Genomic DNA, 16,089 nt, shown 5'->3' with positions numbered 1-16,089 from the left:
ATGACAGAGGGCCAAGGCGGCGATGACACCCGCCGGGCGTTGATCCTCGCCGGTGGCGGGCTCAAGGTCGCCTTCCAGGCGGGTGTGCTCCAGGTGTGGCTCGACGAAGCGGGCCTGCGCTTCGACCATGCGGACGGTGCGAGCGGGGGAACGTTCAATCTGGCCATGTACTGCCAAGGCATGAGCGGGCGCCGGATCGCCGACAACTGGCGGAACATACGCCCTCTGAAGGGAGTGACTCCGAACTGGCCACAGTATCTGAAGGGTCCGTACGGCGCTTCGTTGTTCACGCTGGACGGCTACCGGCGGAACGTCTTCCCCGATTGGGGGCTCGACTGGGAGAAGATCCGGGCGACCGACCGGGTCGCCACGTTCAACCTCTACGACTTCTCCCGCAACGAGCTGGAGATGCTGACCGCCGACCGGATGGACGAGGAGCGGCTCGCCGCCGCGGTGTCACTGCCGATGTGGTTTCCGCCGGTCACCATCGATGGCAGGACGCACATCGACGCCGTCTACGTCACCGATGCCAACATCGGTGAGGCAATCCGCCGGGGCTGCGACGAGCTGTGGATCATTTGGACGGTCAGTCAGCGGCAGCGCTGGCACGACGGTTTCGTGGCGGAGTACTTCCAGATCATCGAGACGGCGGCCAACAGCCGGTTGCGGGAGTGGCAGCGGAGGATCGATGCGAGCAACGCCGCCATCCGCGAGGGCGGCCGGGGCGAGTTCGAGCGCCCGATCGCAGTCAGGATGCTGCAGTGCGAGGTACCGCTCAACTATCTGATCAACTTGAGCCGGGATCGCTTCCGGCAGGCTGTGGAACTCGGTGTGCACAAGGCCCGGGCCTGGTGCGCGGAGCAGGGGATACCGCTGTCCGCCCCGCTCCCCTGCCCCACGGCCGGCGGCACCAGCCTGCGATTCAGCGAACGGATGACCGGTGCGATCGCTTTCGGTTCCGCGGCGCGCGGCGCCCCTGCCGTGTCCAAGGACCGGCCGGCCCCGGAGCGACTGTCGTTGCGTCTGACCGTTCACATCGACGAGCTGGATCGTTTCCTCGTGGTCCCCGAGCACCCGGCGACGATTTCGGGGCAGATCCACTGCGATGCGCTCGGTGGCCGGTGTGAGGTGGAATCGGGCAGCTTCAACCTGTTCGTGGAGGAGGGGGACCCGGAGCATCTTCGCATGCGCTACCGCCTGCTCTTCACCGACAGGGCCGGACACCCGCTCACACTCAGCGGTGACAAGACCGTGGACGAGGATTCCGGCCAAGGGCTGTGGGCCGCCACCACGACCTTGTACACCCGGATATTGCGCGGCCATGTTGCGGCCGGTGGAGAGACGGACGCCGAGGTGGTGGCCACCGGCGTCGTACGGCTTCGGCTGCCGGACTTCATCTGCGAGCTCGCGAGCTTCCGGGTGAGGTCGGACACGGCACGGAGTCGGCTGGCCGCACTGGGCAGATTCGGCCAGTTCTTCGCCGGTCGTCTCTGGGACGTGTACCTCCAGGAGGTTCTCGCCTGGTCTCCGGTCTGACGGACACCTGCGGAGCGGAGGCCCTCCAAGGGACGACGGGCCCGCCGGCCAGGCGACCTCCAGCCGGGCCGCATCAACCGTCTCAAGCGACTGCAGTACCGCTCCGACATCCTCGACGGCTTCCTCACCGGAAACGGACTCTCTCTCGACCTCCCACCGCCATCACCTTGAAGCGCCGAGGTCAGTATCAACAATCCATCAAAAATTCTTAGCGAGTCGCCCGGTGCGAGGGTTTCTGCCGAGGATCCCCCTGGCCCATTTGGCGGGTTACGAGCAGCTGGCGCACCATCTGTTGCAAGGACACCACAGCTGTCACCGGCGGAAGCCCCGCGACCACGGCCTCAGGCATCGTGCTGGGCGTGTCGACGATACACAGGAGACTGGCGATACCTGCGAACACCAGGATGACCGTCCAGGAATTCGCCACCTTGCGCCCTCCCAGAGCGGCCCGCAGAACGGAGAGGGAAGCGGCCATCCACGGCCCGTAGACGATGACTGGCCAGTACCGGGACAGACCTCTCGGCAGCTGGGAAAGGGCCACGTTCTGCAGAGGGTGATAGGAGATTACCCATCCGAGGATGCACACCACGGTGACGATCGTTGCGGTCAGGAATCCGATGACCGATCCCATGATGTCGGACCGGCGGCGCGCCGGCCGTGCGTGACGCTCCCGGCGGTTGGCGACCAACCGGGGCCGGAAGCCCAGGGCCTGCAGACCGGCTTCCTCTTCGAGCACTTCCGCATCCGAAGGGTACGACTGCGGGCCCGGGTCGGCCCACCCGTTGGCGACCGGATAAGACAGGTCGGCGGCCAGCTGCCCGGCGGGTGGCCAGAGGGCGTGGTTGTGTATCGCTCCGTCATTGGGGATGAATCCGGCTCCGTAGTAGGGGTTGTAATCGGTGCTCGTCGACTCGTGCAAAGCAGCCTCCCGTTCGCGTCATTGTGGATCTCGGCCGGCGGTCTCGATCAGTCAGTCTCCGATCGATACAGCCGCATCGCGAACTCGAACTCGAGCCGACGCAGGATGCGGAATAGTTCGGCCAGCTGGCGCGAGCAGTGCTTCAGCACGACGCGTTCGCCATTCTTTACGAGATAACCATTTTCCAGATCGCCCACGGCATTCCTCCGACCTGGAACGAATAGCCAGTTATCACCGGCACTGCAGATCCCGTCTCGCTCCAGCAGCAGCGGAACAGGCGGCTTGGCTGTTGGACTCATGCCCCGACAACGATGGGCTAATCACCGAGAAATGTACGGCATCCGGGTGTCCTGAAATATGCTCACGCTGCCCGCGCTCAGAGCTTTTACTCACGTCGCCGAGCTCCTCGCCGGAGCGCGCACCGGTCATGCGGCTGGCCGTGGAGAGGAGCGGCCGAAGCGAGCGTCACCTTCTCCGCTCGCCAGACTTCCCCACTTTCCAGGCACAGTGGCCACGAAGGGTGCCAGATACTCTGCAATTCTCCCCACCGTGGCGCGCCGGCGCGCGGAGCCGAAGGGTGACCAGGTTTCGGGCGGAGGCACTCGCTGCGGCCCTTGCCGTTCAGTCAGCCGATTAACGGAAGCTCAGGTTGTCTGAGCGGGAGGTCGGTTGTGTCTCCCATTCGAGTGACCGATGACAGGATTGTTTGATGCCGCGCCATGCCCGTCGGCATGAGTCGTAGTGGCGATCGACCCGGCTGCACTCCACTTGGCGATCAACTGGCAGCCTTCATGTGGGCCCGTGGATGACTGGCGAGGGCGTCCCGTCGCGGCCGCGGAATCTTCGGCCGGCCATGGGTTTCTACCCTCCCGCCCGAAACCTTCCCCGGCGACGGGAACGGGGAAGCGTTCGAGCCGTCCGTCGGCCGAGTCGAACGAACTTTCCCGCAAGCAGGTGCGGGGACCCCGAAGGTGAGTCGTGTACGAGAGTATTCACACTCTGTTATGGACCGGGTACTCTTGGTCAAGCCATGGCCCAGTCATGGATCGGCCGCCCGGACTCTGGCAGGTCCGGACGGCTCCAGGGGGCAGTCGGCGCGACATCGCTGTTCCAGATCACCCCTCAGGCATCTGCACGCAAACCGCGCCTGGCAGAAGCGACCGCTCATGATCGCTTCTCATTGTTCGTTCGGCCTTCTTCAACCACCCTGTTCCCCTACGGGGAGGTCTTGACATGACCTAGCAACAACAGACGGCCCGGTCCGCACCACCGGACCTTCGCCGTCTTTGCGCCAAGCACATGCCTCGGCGTCTGAACGCTTTGCTTCCGCCGTCACTGAGCCACGCCCGAGTCGACGACGGAATCAACCGCTGCCTCGGCCCATCTGCACACCCGGGATCCTGCAAGAACCTGTGTCCTGACGGGCTGTCGCCTCCTCACACGTTCGTAAGTAGGCCATGCCATTTTGCATCACCGAATCAAAATCTGCCAGCTAGCGCTTGCCCGTGTCCTGGGTCGTCGCTCCATCCGGCTAGGAGGAGGGCACAGGGTCCTCAATGAGCCAAACCTCCAAGGACCTCCGCAAGCAGGCTCTCAAGCACGAGTGATCACCGCTCAAATGGAGCCGACCGCGGAAAAAGTCGTCTCGGCGACTTTCGGACGGTCGGTGCATCGCTCCTCGACCAATCGCGGTGTCGATGGGCGGCCGGCCGGGCCGGCCAGGGAAGCGGGCGAGCGTCGGGCTTTCGGCGGTGCTCCGTGAGTCCGCGACACTCGGGTGCCGTGCACACGGAACCGGTCGCGGGGCCCGGGCCTGCTCACCGGCAGGCACGTGCGACCGAGCAAGGTCGCCTGCCCGCTACCCGGTTCCCAGCGGCGTGGCTCAGCGACAGGGACTTGACCGGTGATCTGATCCGGGTCGTGACGCTGGTGCAGGACTACGGCTGGAAGTCAGGATCGTGCTTCGCCGCTGACGAGACGATCGGGAGACAGCTGGGGCTGTCCCGGGGCGGTGTGAACCGCCTAATCGCCAAGGCAAAGGCCAAGAATCTGGTCCGCGCGTCTCGGAATCCTGCCACCCGAACCATGAACCGGCGTGTTCGCCCACTGGCCGACGATGAGCTGGCCGTGTGCGTCGGCTCATATGCTCGGGCGCATCTGGCCGGTACTCGGTTCAAGGTTTATGCGTTGCTCTCCCTGCGGCAGCAGTTCACCGAATCGACTTCCGTCGCACGAATCGCACGCGAGTGCCAGATGAAGGAGGACACGGCCCGCGAAGCGGTGGCCGAACTCCTGGTCCAGGGCTGGGTGAGCAGAAGACAGGGTGAGAAGAGGGCATACAGATACGTCGTCCATCCCATGCCCGTCCGCGGGCCGAGCGGGCCGAGCGGGCCTCTCCAGCACGGGCCCGTGACCGCACTGCGATCCGCGGACGGGCCCGCAGGCGGCGGTGTCGAGGTCTTCGACTCCGGACCGGATTCCCATCGTGGCGCCTCGCTCGGCGTGCGCCGGGAGGCCCCCGGTTCGGTGACAGCCGACTCCCCCGCTCCGGTGACACCGAGCCCCCCCGGTCCGGTGACAGAAACACGATCCCCCCAACATGACGTGCTGAACATGTCCGCCGTCGTGGGTGGTCATTCGTCCCGCGAACCGGAAAGCGCGCGCCCGCGCGCGCGAGGACACGCGGCGGGAGCCACAGGGGGCGGAACAAGACCGGCAGGGCACGGCAGATGGCAAGCCGACCAGAAGATGATCCGGTCGATGACCGACGAGCAGAGGCGATGGGGACAGCAGGCCGCGTCATCGGCTCTTGGGCGCCTGCCGAGGCAACTCGCGGACCGGATGACCGAGCGACAGCTCGACCTCCTCGCTCAGCACATTGTCGCAACATTCGCCGACTACAGCAGATCCCCTGAGGTCCATGGCGCCGTGATCCTCGAAGCTCTCGAGTCGGCGTGCGAGTTCGCGCGACGCAGGGAGCCGGTCGGCGCTGTGCCGTGGTCTTCGGTGCTCTACCCGCTCCCCTGGCTGATCAGGGTCGTCGACCAGGCGAGTGAGACGGTCACAGGGACCAGGCCGGTGCGAAGCCCCGAGTGCGCACTGTGTCGCGAGCCCCTGGTCGTCCGCGACGCCGAGGACCCGGAAACCTGCCGGTCCTGCGGTCCCGCCGCCGCCGCTGCCGCCTGCCGTCGGCTTCGGGAGCAGTGGGCGCTATCCGGTCACCAGTGGGACGCGCCACCCCCAAGAGGCCCGCTCACGGCGCGGCCCGCGCCAGCCCACCGACGGAGTACGCCAACAGCCGCCCCGAGCGGACTCCCTGACCTGATGGCGACGGCAGGCGACGAGTCGGAAGGAACCGTCCTTCGCCGGCGGCTTGCCGCTCGCCGACTTGAGCGGGAACGAACCCGCGCCCGAGCCGGCGAGGATCTGGCGGTGGCCCGCACCGCCTTCACCGGTCAGCGTCGGCAGGGCACCACCGAAGCCGCCCGCCAGGAGGGCACCGGTCGAGGAAGTGCCGACCAGGCGCGCGGGCGCGGCAGCGGGCTTCGCGACGTGCCCCGGGAGACCGTCGCGGTGCCTGAGCCTGCTCCACGGCGGAACGGCCGACCTGATGCGGGGAAGACCCACGTGGTCGCCCCAGCGCGACCCGAGCCTACGCGACGCCACCGTCGAACCTCTCGTCATGTCCGCCTTCCCGGCGGTCCGCCAGTTGCCTTGCCGGTGCCAAGGGCCGGCCGGCCGCGGGGACTTGCGCGGGCGCCCCCGCGACCGGACCGGAGACCGCCTGGGCAGACCGCCGTGGCCATCGCCGGTTGCAGGCCCGTCGTCGCGGGCGCCGTCCCAGGTGTGCCACGAGCGGCGGCCGCCTGCGTTTGTCTGGAAGTCAGTGCGTTCACCGTCAACATTCGGCTTTGCCGAAGACTGGTCACAACCTGGTCGTACCGGCGCAGAGCAGGCCAAACGTACGCGGGGGCTGAGAATCTAGGCATTATTCCCGAATAATCTCAAGTCCCCTCGCTTCACCGATTTATTCGCGCCCGGAGGGATAGCGCGGCTCTCTTGCGAGAGCCGCCCGCTCCGGTGCTGTCCGAGCCTGTGGCCATGGTTTCCGGGCGATCAAGTGGTGGCCGGGTTCCGCGCTAGGTGGCGCTCTTCATCCGGCTTCCTGTCAGGCACCGGGCCGGCGTGCGCAAGGCCCGCGCCGGTGCTCCGGGATCACACTGGCGATCAGCGACCGCACGGCGAAGTCGTTCTCGACGATGCGCATGCCCTCCCCGACGGATCGCTGCAGGATCTTCGTTGCCGACGTGGACGACGTCGTCCGCGGCAACAAGACGGTCGATCCGATGGGCTGGCGCCCCTTCCCCGCCTCATCCAGCGGCTTCTGTGCGGCGAAGCCCTGGCATGTGCCGGAGTCGCCCCCGGTGCAAGTCCGCAGGCGGCACGGACGTCCACGGACAGGAGCCGGCTCGCCGCCGTTTCGCGAGCCGGGTTCTCGGGCACCGACACGCACAAGCGGAACGGCCGATTTCGGCCAGGTCGATGCGGAATTCCATGAGCGGGTCGCCGGTCACCCTCGGATACCTGCAGGAATGCTCGCCCAAATGACTCTATCGAGGGCCGGAATCAATGGCCCCGACCATCCATTCGTCGCGAAACCCGGACTTGAGTGAACAGAACAAGCCAAGTTCATTCCGTCAGATCCCCAGCGGCGCGAACGACTCTTCTTACCGTCACACTAGGCGCCTGCATTACATAAACACGCCCCCTTTTTTGGAACGGATCGCTCTCCGTGGATAAACTATTTCTGATTTACTTCGACCAGTCCGGCGCCCGTTCGGCCAGCTGCTCCCGTCCTCCGATGGGAGAGGAGCCCTGGACGGACCGAGGAGCCTTCCCCGGCGAAACGTGCGCCACGAGCCGTGGAGAACGCATGAGCCGGCGTCGAGCGAACAGGGACCCGCCTGCTCGCCGGAGGGAATGGTCGTCGTGCACCGGGCGCGGCCTGAGCCCCGAAGGCGCGAGCAGTCGTACCGGCAGCCGCTTTCGGCTCGTGAGCCGAGAAGCGACCCCGCCGTTCACCGAGGAGGAGCTTCCACTGACCACCGCAGAGATCAATGGACGGCCGACGGGAGATCTCGCCGAGGATGTCCTGAGTCACTGGGTCAAGGGCCGTCCGCTGTCCTTCAGGCTGCCATCTCTCGGCCGCGCGGTGCCGATCTCCCGGCGGCTGGCAAGGCTGTGGCTGGACGCCGAGGACGTTCGGGCCGACCATGCCCGGGACGCGGTCTTGCTCGTGCTCTCCGAACTGGTCACCAATGCCGTCGAACACTCCAACAGTGCACACATCACCGGTTGGTTGAGCCGGACCACGGACCGGATCCTGCTGGAGGTCCGTGATCAAGGAAGGACTTCCGCGGTGCCGCGGTTGCACCGCGCCACGCCGGACGAGGACCACGGCAGAGGCCTGGCGCTCGTTGCGGGCTACTCGCAGGAGTGGGGGGTGCGGCTGAGCATGGACGGCGGCTGCGCGGTGTGGGCCGTCGTCCCGCTGTCCAGTCGGGGCACTGCCGCGTGGTGACCGTTCAGGGGTGGTCGCCAGCCACACACCGCAGGCCGGACGGCGCATCGAGCGTCGAGCCCCAATCATCCACCGCGCACATCGTCAGGAGAACCCATGCCCAGCTCAAGCATCGAGAGCCGTGAAATCGTCAACAGCGTCATCAACTCCGTGACTCAGCTCGACCGCGACGCCCTGCGTCGCCTCGATCCTGAACGGCTCAGCGCGCAGTTCGACGCGCGGCTGGAACTCGAGGACTACTTCCACGCGCTGTGGGAGCATTTGAAGGCCTGCGGTGAGCGCCCGGCCACCCGCACGGAATATCAGCCGCTTGCCGCTGTCATCGACCTCCTCACGGGGTTGAGCGAAAATGCCATGTTCGTAGACAGCGTGAAACAGCGGGATCTGCACGGCTTGCTCCAGCGGTGACAGTCTTGTCCGGAGGCAGCTGTCTGTAAGGGGCTTCCCCCGGAAGGCGCCGCCGTCCGTGGCCGGTCGTCCGGCCCGGCTGCCTTCGGGGGCGTCATCGCGCCTTTTCGGCCGGAGACCGGTGGGGCAGACCCCGATGAGACGAGTCATCCGGCCCGAAGATGGCTGTGGAACGTCGCGGGCGTTGCCGGCCCGGCTGCAAACGTCCGCCTGGTCAACCGCGTGGGAGCACGGATCTACCTCGACGTCGGTCCCGGGGGCGAGCCGTCGTCCGACTTCCGGATCGATGAGCTGAAGCCCGCGCGCGTCCGACGGCACGCCGAAACCGGTGGCCAAGGTCCACAACACCGGCAGGCGTGCCCTCGACCTGACCGGATCGCATCGGCAGGGGGCGGCGGCGTCAGCTTCCCGCCGGAGATGTCATGCCGATGGTGACGACGTACGTGCCGGGATCGAGGGTGAGCGTGCCGGCCAGGGACGAGATGGTGGAGTAGACCCCCGGACGGCTTCGCCCCGCGGTTCGGCCACCGAGAGCGCACACCCGAGCAGGTCGACAACGAGCACCCGTGTGCCGCGAGACCTCACACCTCGGTGTACCGGACGACCTCCAGGGCGTCCGTCAACTCGGCCTCCACGGCGTCCTCGCTGTTCAGGGCAGCGGCGGAATCTCCGATCGCGTTGGACATCGCCGCATGGATGCTGTCGGTTCCCGCGGTGATGATGTCCGCGTGAACGCGGGCCAGCTGGCAGGAACAGGTGAGCCCCGCTCTGGCCAGAATGACGAGGGTGCGGAGGTTGTAGGTGCGGGCGTCGGCGGTGTCGCCGACGGAGTCGGCGTCGATGGCGGCCGCGTTGCTGTCGAGCGCAGCCGTGAGATCGGCGGCACACCTCGACACCTGGAGCCTGGGAGCTTCCGCTGCCTGCGCCGCGGGGGCGAGGACGAGGGCAGCACCGGATGCGACGGCGGCGACGACGCCGGTGGCGAGACGAGAACGGGCCATCCGAATCCCCTCCGAAAAGAAGCGTTTCCTGCTGGTGGGACGCCAGCAGGAACAAAACGTAATTCACCGCCGAGGGCGGGCGGAAGGGCGCGCAGACCGGCAGAGTGGTGCGAAGAATTGACCGTCCGGCAATCGAAGGCGAAGTCAGTAGTCTTCGTACAACTTGGCGCTACTCCATTCGAGTCACTGTGGGGAAGACCGGCGTCCGCGGCCCGGAAGGGCTGGATGGGGAATTCGGTTAGCAATTTCCGGCGTTTCACTTGTCGCTGGTCTGTGAAACTACCCGGCTCCAGTCAGCCGCTGCCGACCACACCCAGGACGGGGCACCCCACGCGTCTACGGGCCCCACCCGCTGAGCTCGCGCTGGGCATGCTCATGCCCAGCACAGGACGCAGGTCATCCGGTGCGCGCGTCGGCTCCCCTCGGGTGGTTCGTGCCGGTTCCGTGATGTCCGGTCCAGGTGCCTCGCCAGGTCGGTGCGGCTTCGCCGGCAGGGCGTCCCGGTCATGTCATCGACGCACGGCGGGGCGGGTCACCGTCTCTGAACGGACGAGTTCGTTGCCCCCGGTCGTTCCTTCCGGATCCGATCGAGAACGCCCCGCCAGGATCGGCCGGGGCGCCCCGGCGAAGCGCCAGCCTGTCGACCGGGCTCTAATCCGTCCTCCTGACAGGCGTCCTGTCGGAGCGCTCGGGCCGCCGCGAGCGCTTCGGCGGACGGCGGAGTGTACATCTTGCTGTGGCAAGCCGGCCTCGGTGCCGGGATCGGGCGTTCGAGGCTGATCCCGTTCCGGCGGCCGATAACCGACAGGCTGGCACCGTCGGGCGCCAGTGAATGCTGAACGATCACCCTTCCGCGAGGAGTAGCGATCGTCAGAAGGGGATCACCGAGCCTTCGGCGCACTTCCACGGTGTGGCCGTGCAGATGCCGTGGAACCGCGTACACGTTGCCGCGGTAGGACACCATGCCGTTGGCCGAGACCGCGCGAGCCACGCTGATCTTGGCGGGGTACGGGTCGTGGGGAAGGTCGAGCAGGACCGCTTCAGCGGGCACGGTGTACCCGTCGTGGCCGCCGCTTGCCGCGGCCCGGCGAGCGTCCATGAGCCTGGGCAACCTGCCGAGGCTCTCCTGCGCCTCCAGCAGGCTGGTGTCCGCGCCAATGGTCTGCCACCACAGAACGAGTGCTTGCCCGATCGCCTCGTGGTCGGCGTCCGGCCGCGGAGGACTGAGATCCGCGACAACACCATAGTGCTTCGCGACCTTGCCCAGTGCCGCGGTCAGTTTTCCACCTCCCGGGCAGTGGATCGGCTGCGCCCGGTCGAAGCGCCAGCGCCAGCCGGTTCCGCCGAACTGGCGCAGGATCCAGTCGACGGATTCGACCAGGTGGCCGAGATCGATCTGCTCCGTGAGTGCCGCGCTCCAGCGCTGGGAGCGGGTCAGGCGTCCCACCAGGACACAGACATGGGTGCTGCCCCAGTCCGCAGGGGGGTCGGAGAGGACGAACCAGCGGAACTCCACTTCCTCCGCGTTGTCCGGCCGGCCGGGGCGGGTGCGGGGTGGACGCTGGCACAGCGGGCATCTGGGACGCAGCTGACGGGTCCGCAGAGCGCGGGTGAAGGTCGAGTAACCGCCGCCGTAGCCCAGATCGATGAGTTCGGCGAACAGCGTCGACGCCTGCAAGTGGGCATCGTCCTGCAACCGCCGGCGGCAGTAGGGGACGAACCGCTCGAACTCGTCCCTGCCGGAGCTGCGGACCCCGACCGTGCGCTTCCCGCTCAGATAGGAGCTCACGGTCTTGCGGTCGCGGCCGAGGAGGTGGGCGATTGCGGCGATGGACAGCCCTCGGGATCGAAGGGCACAGATGTTGATGTATTCCTCTCCGGTCAGCATTCCACTCCTAGCAGGCTTCGACATGGCATACGACTTCCCTATGGGACCCACGGGAAGCCAGGAAATATACACGAAGCCCGGCAGTGCGAGAAGAAAGGTTTTTGCAGGACATTGCCGATTGCTGTGCAATTTGAGTGAGCGAATAGCCCGGCAATCAATTAGCAAAGACCCCAGGCGTGCCATGTCAAGCCACCTGCGGAGATCGGCCAAACAGTGGCCAGATCCCAGCCGTTGAGCGCTTAACAATTCTCGCAAAGCTTGCTACGCAGGGCAAGTGGCATAGACCTTTACTGGGGCGAGTGTGCTCGCGGTTCTCCCCGGAATTCCAGGCCCAACACGCGTCTGGCCGCCCGTCGCAAACCGTGCTCAGCCTGTCGGGGTTCACATGGCCACGGATCCCCGGACGGTCGCCCTGTCGGTGCCACCGCTCAACGGATGTCGCAGGCATATGCCGATGTACATGCTCACCCGCGCGCCCCCTGTCTGCTCCCATGCTCGGCGCCGACCAGGCCTGGCGTCAACGACGGTTGACACTTCGTGGGGTTCCGCGCCGCACACCAGAAGCGCACGCGGCCGCCAGGGGCCAACCATTGGACGGCCCCGCCGGTGTCGCCGGGAGGGGCGCGCCCTGCGGTCCTGCCTGCCGGCTGCGCATCGGCCGCGTACGGCTCGACCACACTCCCGTGCAGCCGTATCCGGGCGAGGTCCGCAATCGGCGGGCGCGGCCGACGGCCTCGGCGGGGAACCCCACTCCCCGCGCCAGGGCCGTCCGCGGGACGGCCCTGGGTCGGTCCACGACGCTGACGCGGGCTCCGAGGTTCCGTCACCACCGGCGTCGTGCGGACCGGCGTAACCGACTGGGAGGGCGCCCTGGCATCACCACGAGAAGCGAGATCGATCGCCGGAGACGGGCCACGCTCCCCCGGCAGCACGTGCCGCCAATCGGGTGATCCGGCGTCAAGCTCCTTGCGTATTTGTCCTCTCAATGGACTACTAGGAACGTCCAATCCGGTGGGTCGCCCACCCTCTCCGGGGGAGTGGGGCGTCGGCCTGCCGTATGGCCGGTCACTACTGGTGGCGCCGTGGGCTCTCCTGGCAGGGGCGTGAACGATCCGCCCGCCACCGCGACCGGCGACAGTCATCCAGGGCCGTCTCGCCCTCACGCCCGGAAAGCGGTCCGGCCACACCTGTGGACCGGCCCGCCGGTGCCCGGTTCACCGCCTCGGCCATCCGTTTCGCCCTCGCCGGGGCCTGGTCCGAACCGCACCGTGGCGTGGCCTGCGACTCTTCCTGGGCACGCACGGTGCGCGGTTCACCTCACCCATTCAAGGAGGCAGTCGTGCCCATCTCCCCCGACCAGGGATCGACCAGCGGCGGACAGACCGTCGTCATCACCGGCAGCAACCTCGGTGGGGCCACGGCCGTGCACTTCGGCTCCAAGCTGGCCACCATCACCGCCAACACGGCCACCTCGGTCACCGTCACCACCCCCTCCGGCAGCGGGGTGGTCGAGGTGACCGTGACCACCCCGGGCGGCACCAGCAACCCGCTGAACTTCTACTACGTCGGTGCGCCGTTCAAGGCCGCGCTCAGCGACACCTCCGGCCCGCTGGCGGGCGGCAACGTCGTCACCATCACGGGTACGGGACTGTCGACCGCCACCGCGGTGCACTTCGGGGCCAACACCGCCACGCCGACCGTCGTCAGCGACAGCGTCATCACCGTCCCCGTGCCCGCGGGCGCGGCGGTCGGATCCGTCGGGGTGAGCGTGACCACTGCGGGCGGAACCAACAACGGCTTCACCTACACCTACGTGGACGTGCCGACCGTGACCGCTTTTGCTCCCACAACGGGCCCGACCTCCGGCGGCACCGCGGTGACCATCACGGGCACCTCCCTGAGCACCACCCAGTCGGTCACCTTCGGTGGCCAGTCGGCCCCGTTCGTCGTCATCAGCGACACCACCATCACCGCCGTCACGCCGCCCACCCTCGACGGTGCCCCCGGGCCGGCCAACGTCACGGTCACCAACGCGGCCGGCAGCGCGACCGCCGCGACCCCGTTCCAGTACACCGCGTCCCCGGGGATCTGAGTCGGGGGTCAGGCACTGACCCCCGAACCCGTGGCCGACGAGGCGCTCTGCCCGGGTGGGACCGAGGACGGTCCCGCCCGGGCAGAGGCCGTCCCACCGCACCTGGTGCCGGTTCCTCGGCGGCCCCGGAAGAACGGGGTGGTCGCCTGATCGCACGACAGGACCGGCGCGATCGCAGGGCAGACCTTCGTCGCGGCCCGGAAGCGATCCGGTACGTCGACCGTACCGGCGTCCCAGGCGCCGGGGGCGTTCGCCCAAGCTCGACGGCCCTTCGAGGCGCGTGGCACGAGAACGGCCGTGATCCCGAGCCGGGCGCCCGTGCGCTGGCCAGTGGCCGCGCACGGCGTCCACGGCTGCGGCGCACGGACGACGCCGCCCGCGTCGGGATCACGGATCGGCCTTTGAACATTCGCTGGTGACCGGTCCTTATGAGCGGCTGTCGCTGACCGCGCCGGCGTACGGGCGAACTCGCTTTTAGGCGCCGTCAGGAAGTGCTTCACGCATTCCGGCTCTGTCCCCTCTGTCCACTCCTCTTCCGGTCCGCCCGCGGGAGATCCCGTGATGGAGGGGAAAGAGGCGGAGGAAAGAAGCAGACGGATGAGGAGAAGAAGAGTCAGGCGCGCCTCGCCCCGGTCCACAGAGCATCCGACGGTACCGCCGATCCGAGCCCCGCTCCCGGACGGTCCGGGGAAAGCGGCGAACCCGCCGCCGAGTACGCCAGGTGCAGCGGGTCGCCGTGATCCGGATCCCGCGCGCAAGGCCGTCGGCTTCGGTCCACACCGCCGAGCGACAGCACTGCGGGACTTCACTGCGGCAGCGACACCGTCGGTGCGGCCGGGTCAGCCGGTGAACTGGCTTGTGATGGTCGTGACTTGGATGGGAACCGAGCAGCCGTCCCGGCGTCCGCCACGGGGGGCGCGACTCCAGAGATTCACTTCCACGAGAGTGGCGACGGTGTCCACTCGGGCGTCGATCGGGCCCGGCCGCCGAGCCCCGGCCGCACGCTTCGCGCGGTGCGTCCGGGCTGGGACTGAGCACTTCCGAACGGCAGAAGGTGGGGAATTCCGTCCATCCGTGGCCGAGCCGTCTCTTGGGCCGCGGGCAGGGAAGTCGCGATCCTGCCGGGTGAGGAATAAGCACGCAAATCCCGCGCAGACAGGCCTGTTTTCGCTGATCAGCCTCAGCCGCGACGCTATGGCGCCGGCCATTTTCCCGGATTGCGGGAGATGGCCGGACATTACGCCAAGCGGGTGAAAGCAGGTCGGAAGGCTTGTCACCGATTTCACCGCTCTGGATTACTTTTCTGTATCCAACCGGCGGGCCGCCCACCCCTCCCGGGGGAACGTGCAGCCGGCGCCCGCTGTGCTTCAGGCGGCGGTGACGTGCGGCTCGCGATGGGCGCCCCCGTGGAGGATCTGGATCCATCTGCCGGCGCCGTCTCGGCGGTGCCGGCAGATGCGGCGGCTTACATACGCCAGGAGGCGTCATGCAAGCAATCCGAAGGTTCCGAAGCGTGCTGGCCCGTGCGGCGACCGGATGGTCTGCCGGCTCCTTTTCCTCGTACCGTCGAACGACGACTTCAGCGCTGTGGGGCTGGGGGCTTCTGATGCGGTGGTACGTGCCCACGGTGTTGGCGGGAAGTCGGTCCGCGCGCGAGCCGTCGGCGGCGGAACGCGTGACTCCAGCGACCCACGGCCAGGTCTTCGAGCGGGACTCCAGCAGGATGCGCTCGGCCCAGTCCGTCCGTGGAAAGCACAGGCGGCGCCGAGGGCGGATCGGCGGAGAACGGAGTTGCGGCCGCACGGACGAGCGTCCCGACGACGGCGACCCGGGCAAATGCCGGTGAGCTCCTTCATGGGGACGAACAGGCCATTTCGTGTCGGCCCATGTTGGTCAACGGCAACCGGGCCACATGTCATGGCGTCAGACCACGTGGTACCGCGACTGCCCATGAGTCGGACAACGAGCTCGCCGCTCGGCCAGGCGTCGTCGTGCCGATCACTTTGGGGCCCGACCTCGGGGCCCGCGACATTCACCACCGATGGGACCCAGGCGAGCGCCTCACCCGCGTCTCGCCGCCCGGACTCGGATGACCGGCGGCCCGCGCCCGCGCTCGACGCGGCGGTCGGGAGTCGGCACGAGCCCCGGCTCACCACCTCTGACGAGCCCCGGTCGACGTTCCCTCCGTCGACCGGGGCTCCCCGCCTCGGCGCCCGTCGCGTCCCCGGATGGATAGCCGACGCTTCGGGCGCCTCGCACACGCACGACATTCGTCAACTCGTGGACTACAACCCATGGGGGTAAGTCATGGACTATCACAATATTCCGGTGATCGATTCGATCAGTCCTGCGTCGGGGGCGGCGGGGTCGGTGGTGACGCTGACGGGCTGTGGGTTCTCGGCGGTGACGGCGGTGCGGTTCGGTGCCGTTGCCGCCTCGTCGTTCACGGTGGTGTCGGACACGCAGATCACCGCGACGGTGCCGGCGGGCTCGGGCACGGTGCAGGTGACCGTTGTGGCGTGGTGGTGGGGGGCGACCAGTAACAGTGTCCCGTTCACGTACACGGTCGCCGTTCCGGTGATCGGCTCGGTCAGTCCGGCGTCGGGGGCGGCGGGGTCGGTGGTGACGCTGACGGGCAGTGGGTTCTCGGGGGCGACGGCGGTG

The 16,089-nt window shown here is 67.8% G+C and carries 9 protein-coding genes; 5 read left to right on the top strand and 4 right to left on the bottom strand.

Annotation, left to right across the window (positions count from 1 at the left end; translation table 11 throughout):
* Positions 1-1,536: a patatin-like phospholipase family protein gene (locus ACIG5E_RS29685; protein ID WP_396538519.1), complete on the top strand. Its 1,536-nt coding sequence runs from the start codon at positions 1-3 to the stop codon at positions 1,534-1,536.
* A gap of 208 nt (positions 1,537-1,744) precedes the next feature.
* Here ACIG5E_RS29685 and ACIG5E_RS29680 read toward each other — a convergent pair whose 3' ends face one another.
* Positions 1,745-2,455, bottom strand: coding sequence for a DUF2637 domain-containing protein (locus ACIG5E_RS29680; RefSeq protein WP_396538517.1), 711 nt, complete (start codon positions 2,453-2,455; stop codon positions 1,745-1,747).
* Between the two features lie 47 nt (positions 2,456-2,502).
* Complete coding sequence (locus tag ACIG5E_RS29675; RefSeq protein ID WP_396538515.1) at positions 2,503-2,652, bottom strand: hypothetical protein; 150 nt, start codon at positions 2,650-2,652, stop codon at positions 2,503-2,505.
* A gap of 4,736 nt (positions 2,653-7,388) precedes the next feature.
* On the opposite strand from ACIG5E_RS29675, the gene ACIG5E_RS29670 reads away from it, so the two are divergent.
* The gene (locus tag ACIG5E_RS29670; protein WP_396538513.1) at positions 7,389-8,036 is read left to right on the top strand and encodes an ATP-binding protein; all 648 of its coding nucleotides are present in this window, start codon (positions 7,389-7,391) and stop codon (positions 8,034-8,036) included.
* 96 nt (positions 8,037-8,132) lie between these two features.
* Complete coding sequence (locus tag ACIG5E_RS29665; protein WP_396538511.1) at positions 8,133-8,444, top strand: hypothetical protein; 312 nt, start codon at positions 8,133-8,135, stop codon at positions 8,442-8,444.
* A gap of 581 nt (positions 8,445-9,025) precedes the next feature.
* Here ACIG5E_RS29665 and ACIG5E_RS29660 read toward each other — a convergent pair.
* Positions 9,026-9,445, bottom strand: coding sequence for a hypothetical protein (locus ACIG5E_RS29660; protein WP_396538509.1), 420 nt, complete (start codon positions 9,443-9,445; stop codon positions 9,026-9,028).
* Positions 9,446-9,977: 532 nt separating this feature from the next.
* Complete coding sequence (locus ACIG5E_RS29655) at positions 9,978-11,333, bottom strand: Mu transposase domain-containing protein (protein ID WP_396538507.1); 1,356 nt, start codon at positions 11,331-11,333, stop codon at positions 9,978-9,980.
* 1,339 nt (positions 11,334-12,672) lie between these two features.
* Here ACIG5E_RS29655 and ACIG5E_RS29650 point away from each other — a divergent pair.
* Positions 12,673-13,425: an IPT/TIG domain-containing protein gene (locus tag ACIG5E_RS29650; protein ID WP_396538505.1), complete on the top strand. Its 753-nt coding sequence runs from the start codon at positions 12,673-12,675 to the stop codon at positions 13,423-13,425.
* 2,307 nt (positions 13,426-15,732) lie between these two features.
* A partial coding sequence (locus ACIG5E_RS29645) for an IPT/TIG domain-containing protein (RefSeq protein WP_396538503.1) occupies positions 15,733-16,089 on the top strand: 357 nt, incomplete at its 3' end.

The organism is Kitasatospora sp. NPDC053057, assembly GCF_044546945.1.
GTDB lineage: Bacteria > Actinomycetota > Actinomycetes > Streptomycetales > Streptomycetaceae > Kitasatospora.
This window is presented reverse-complemented; position numbering and strand designations above follow the sequence as displayed.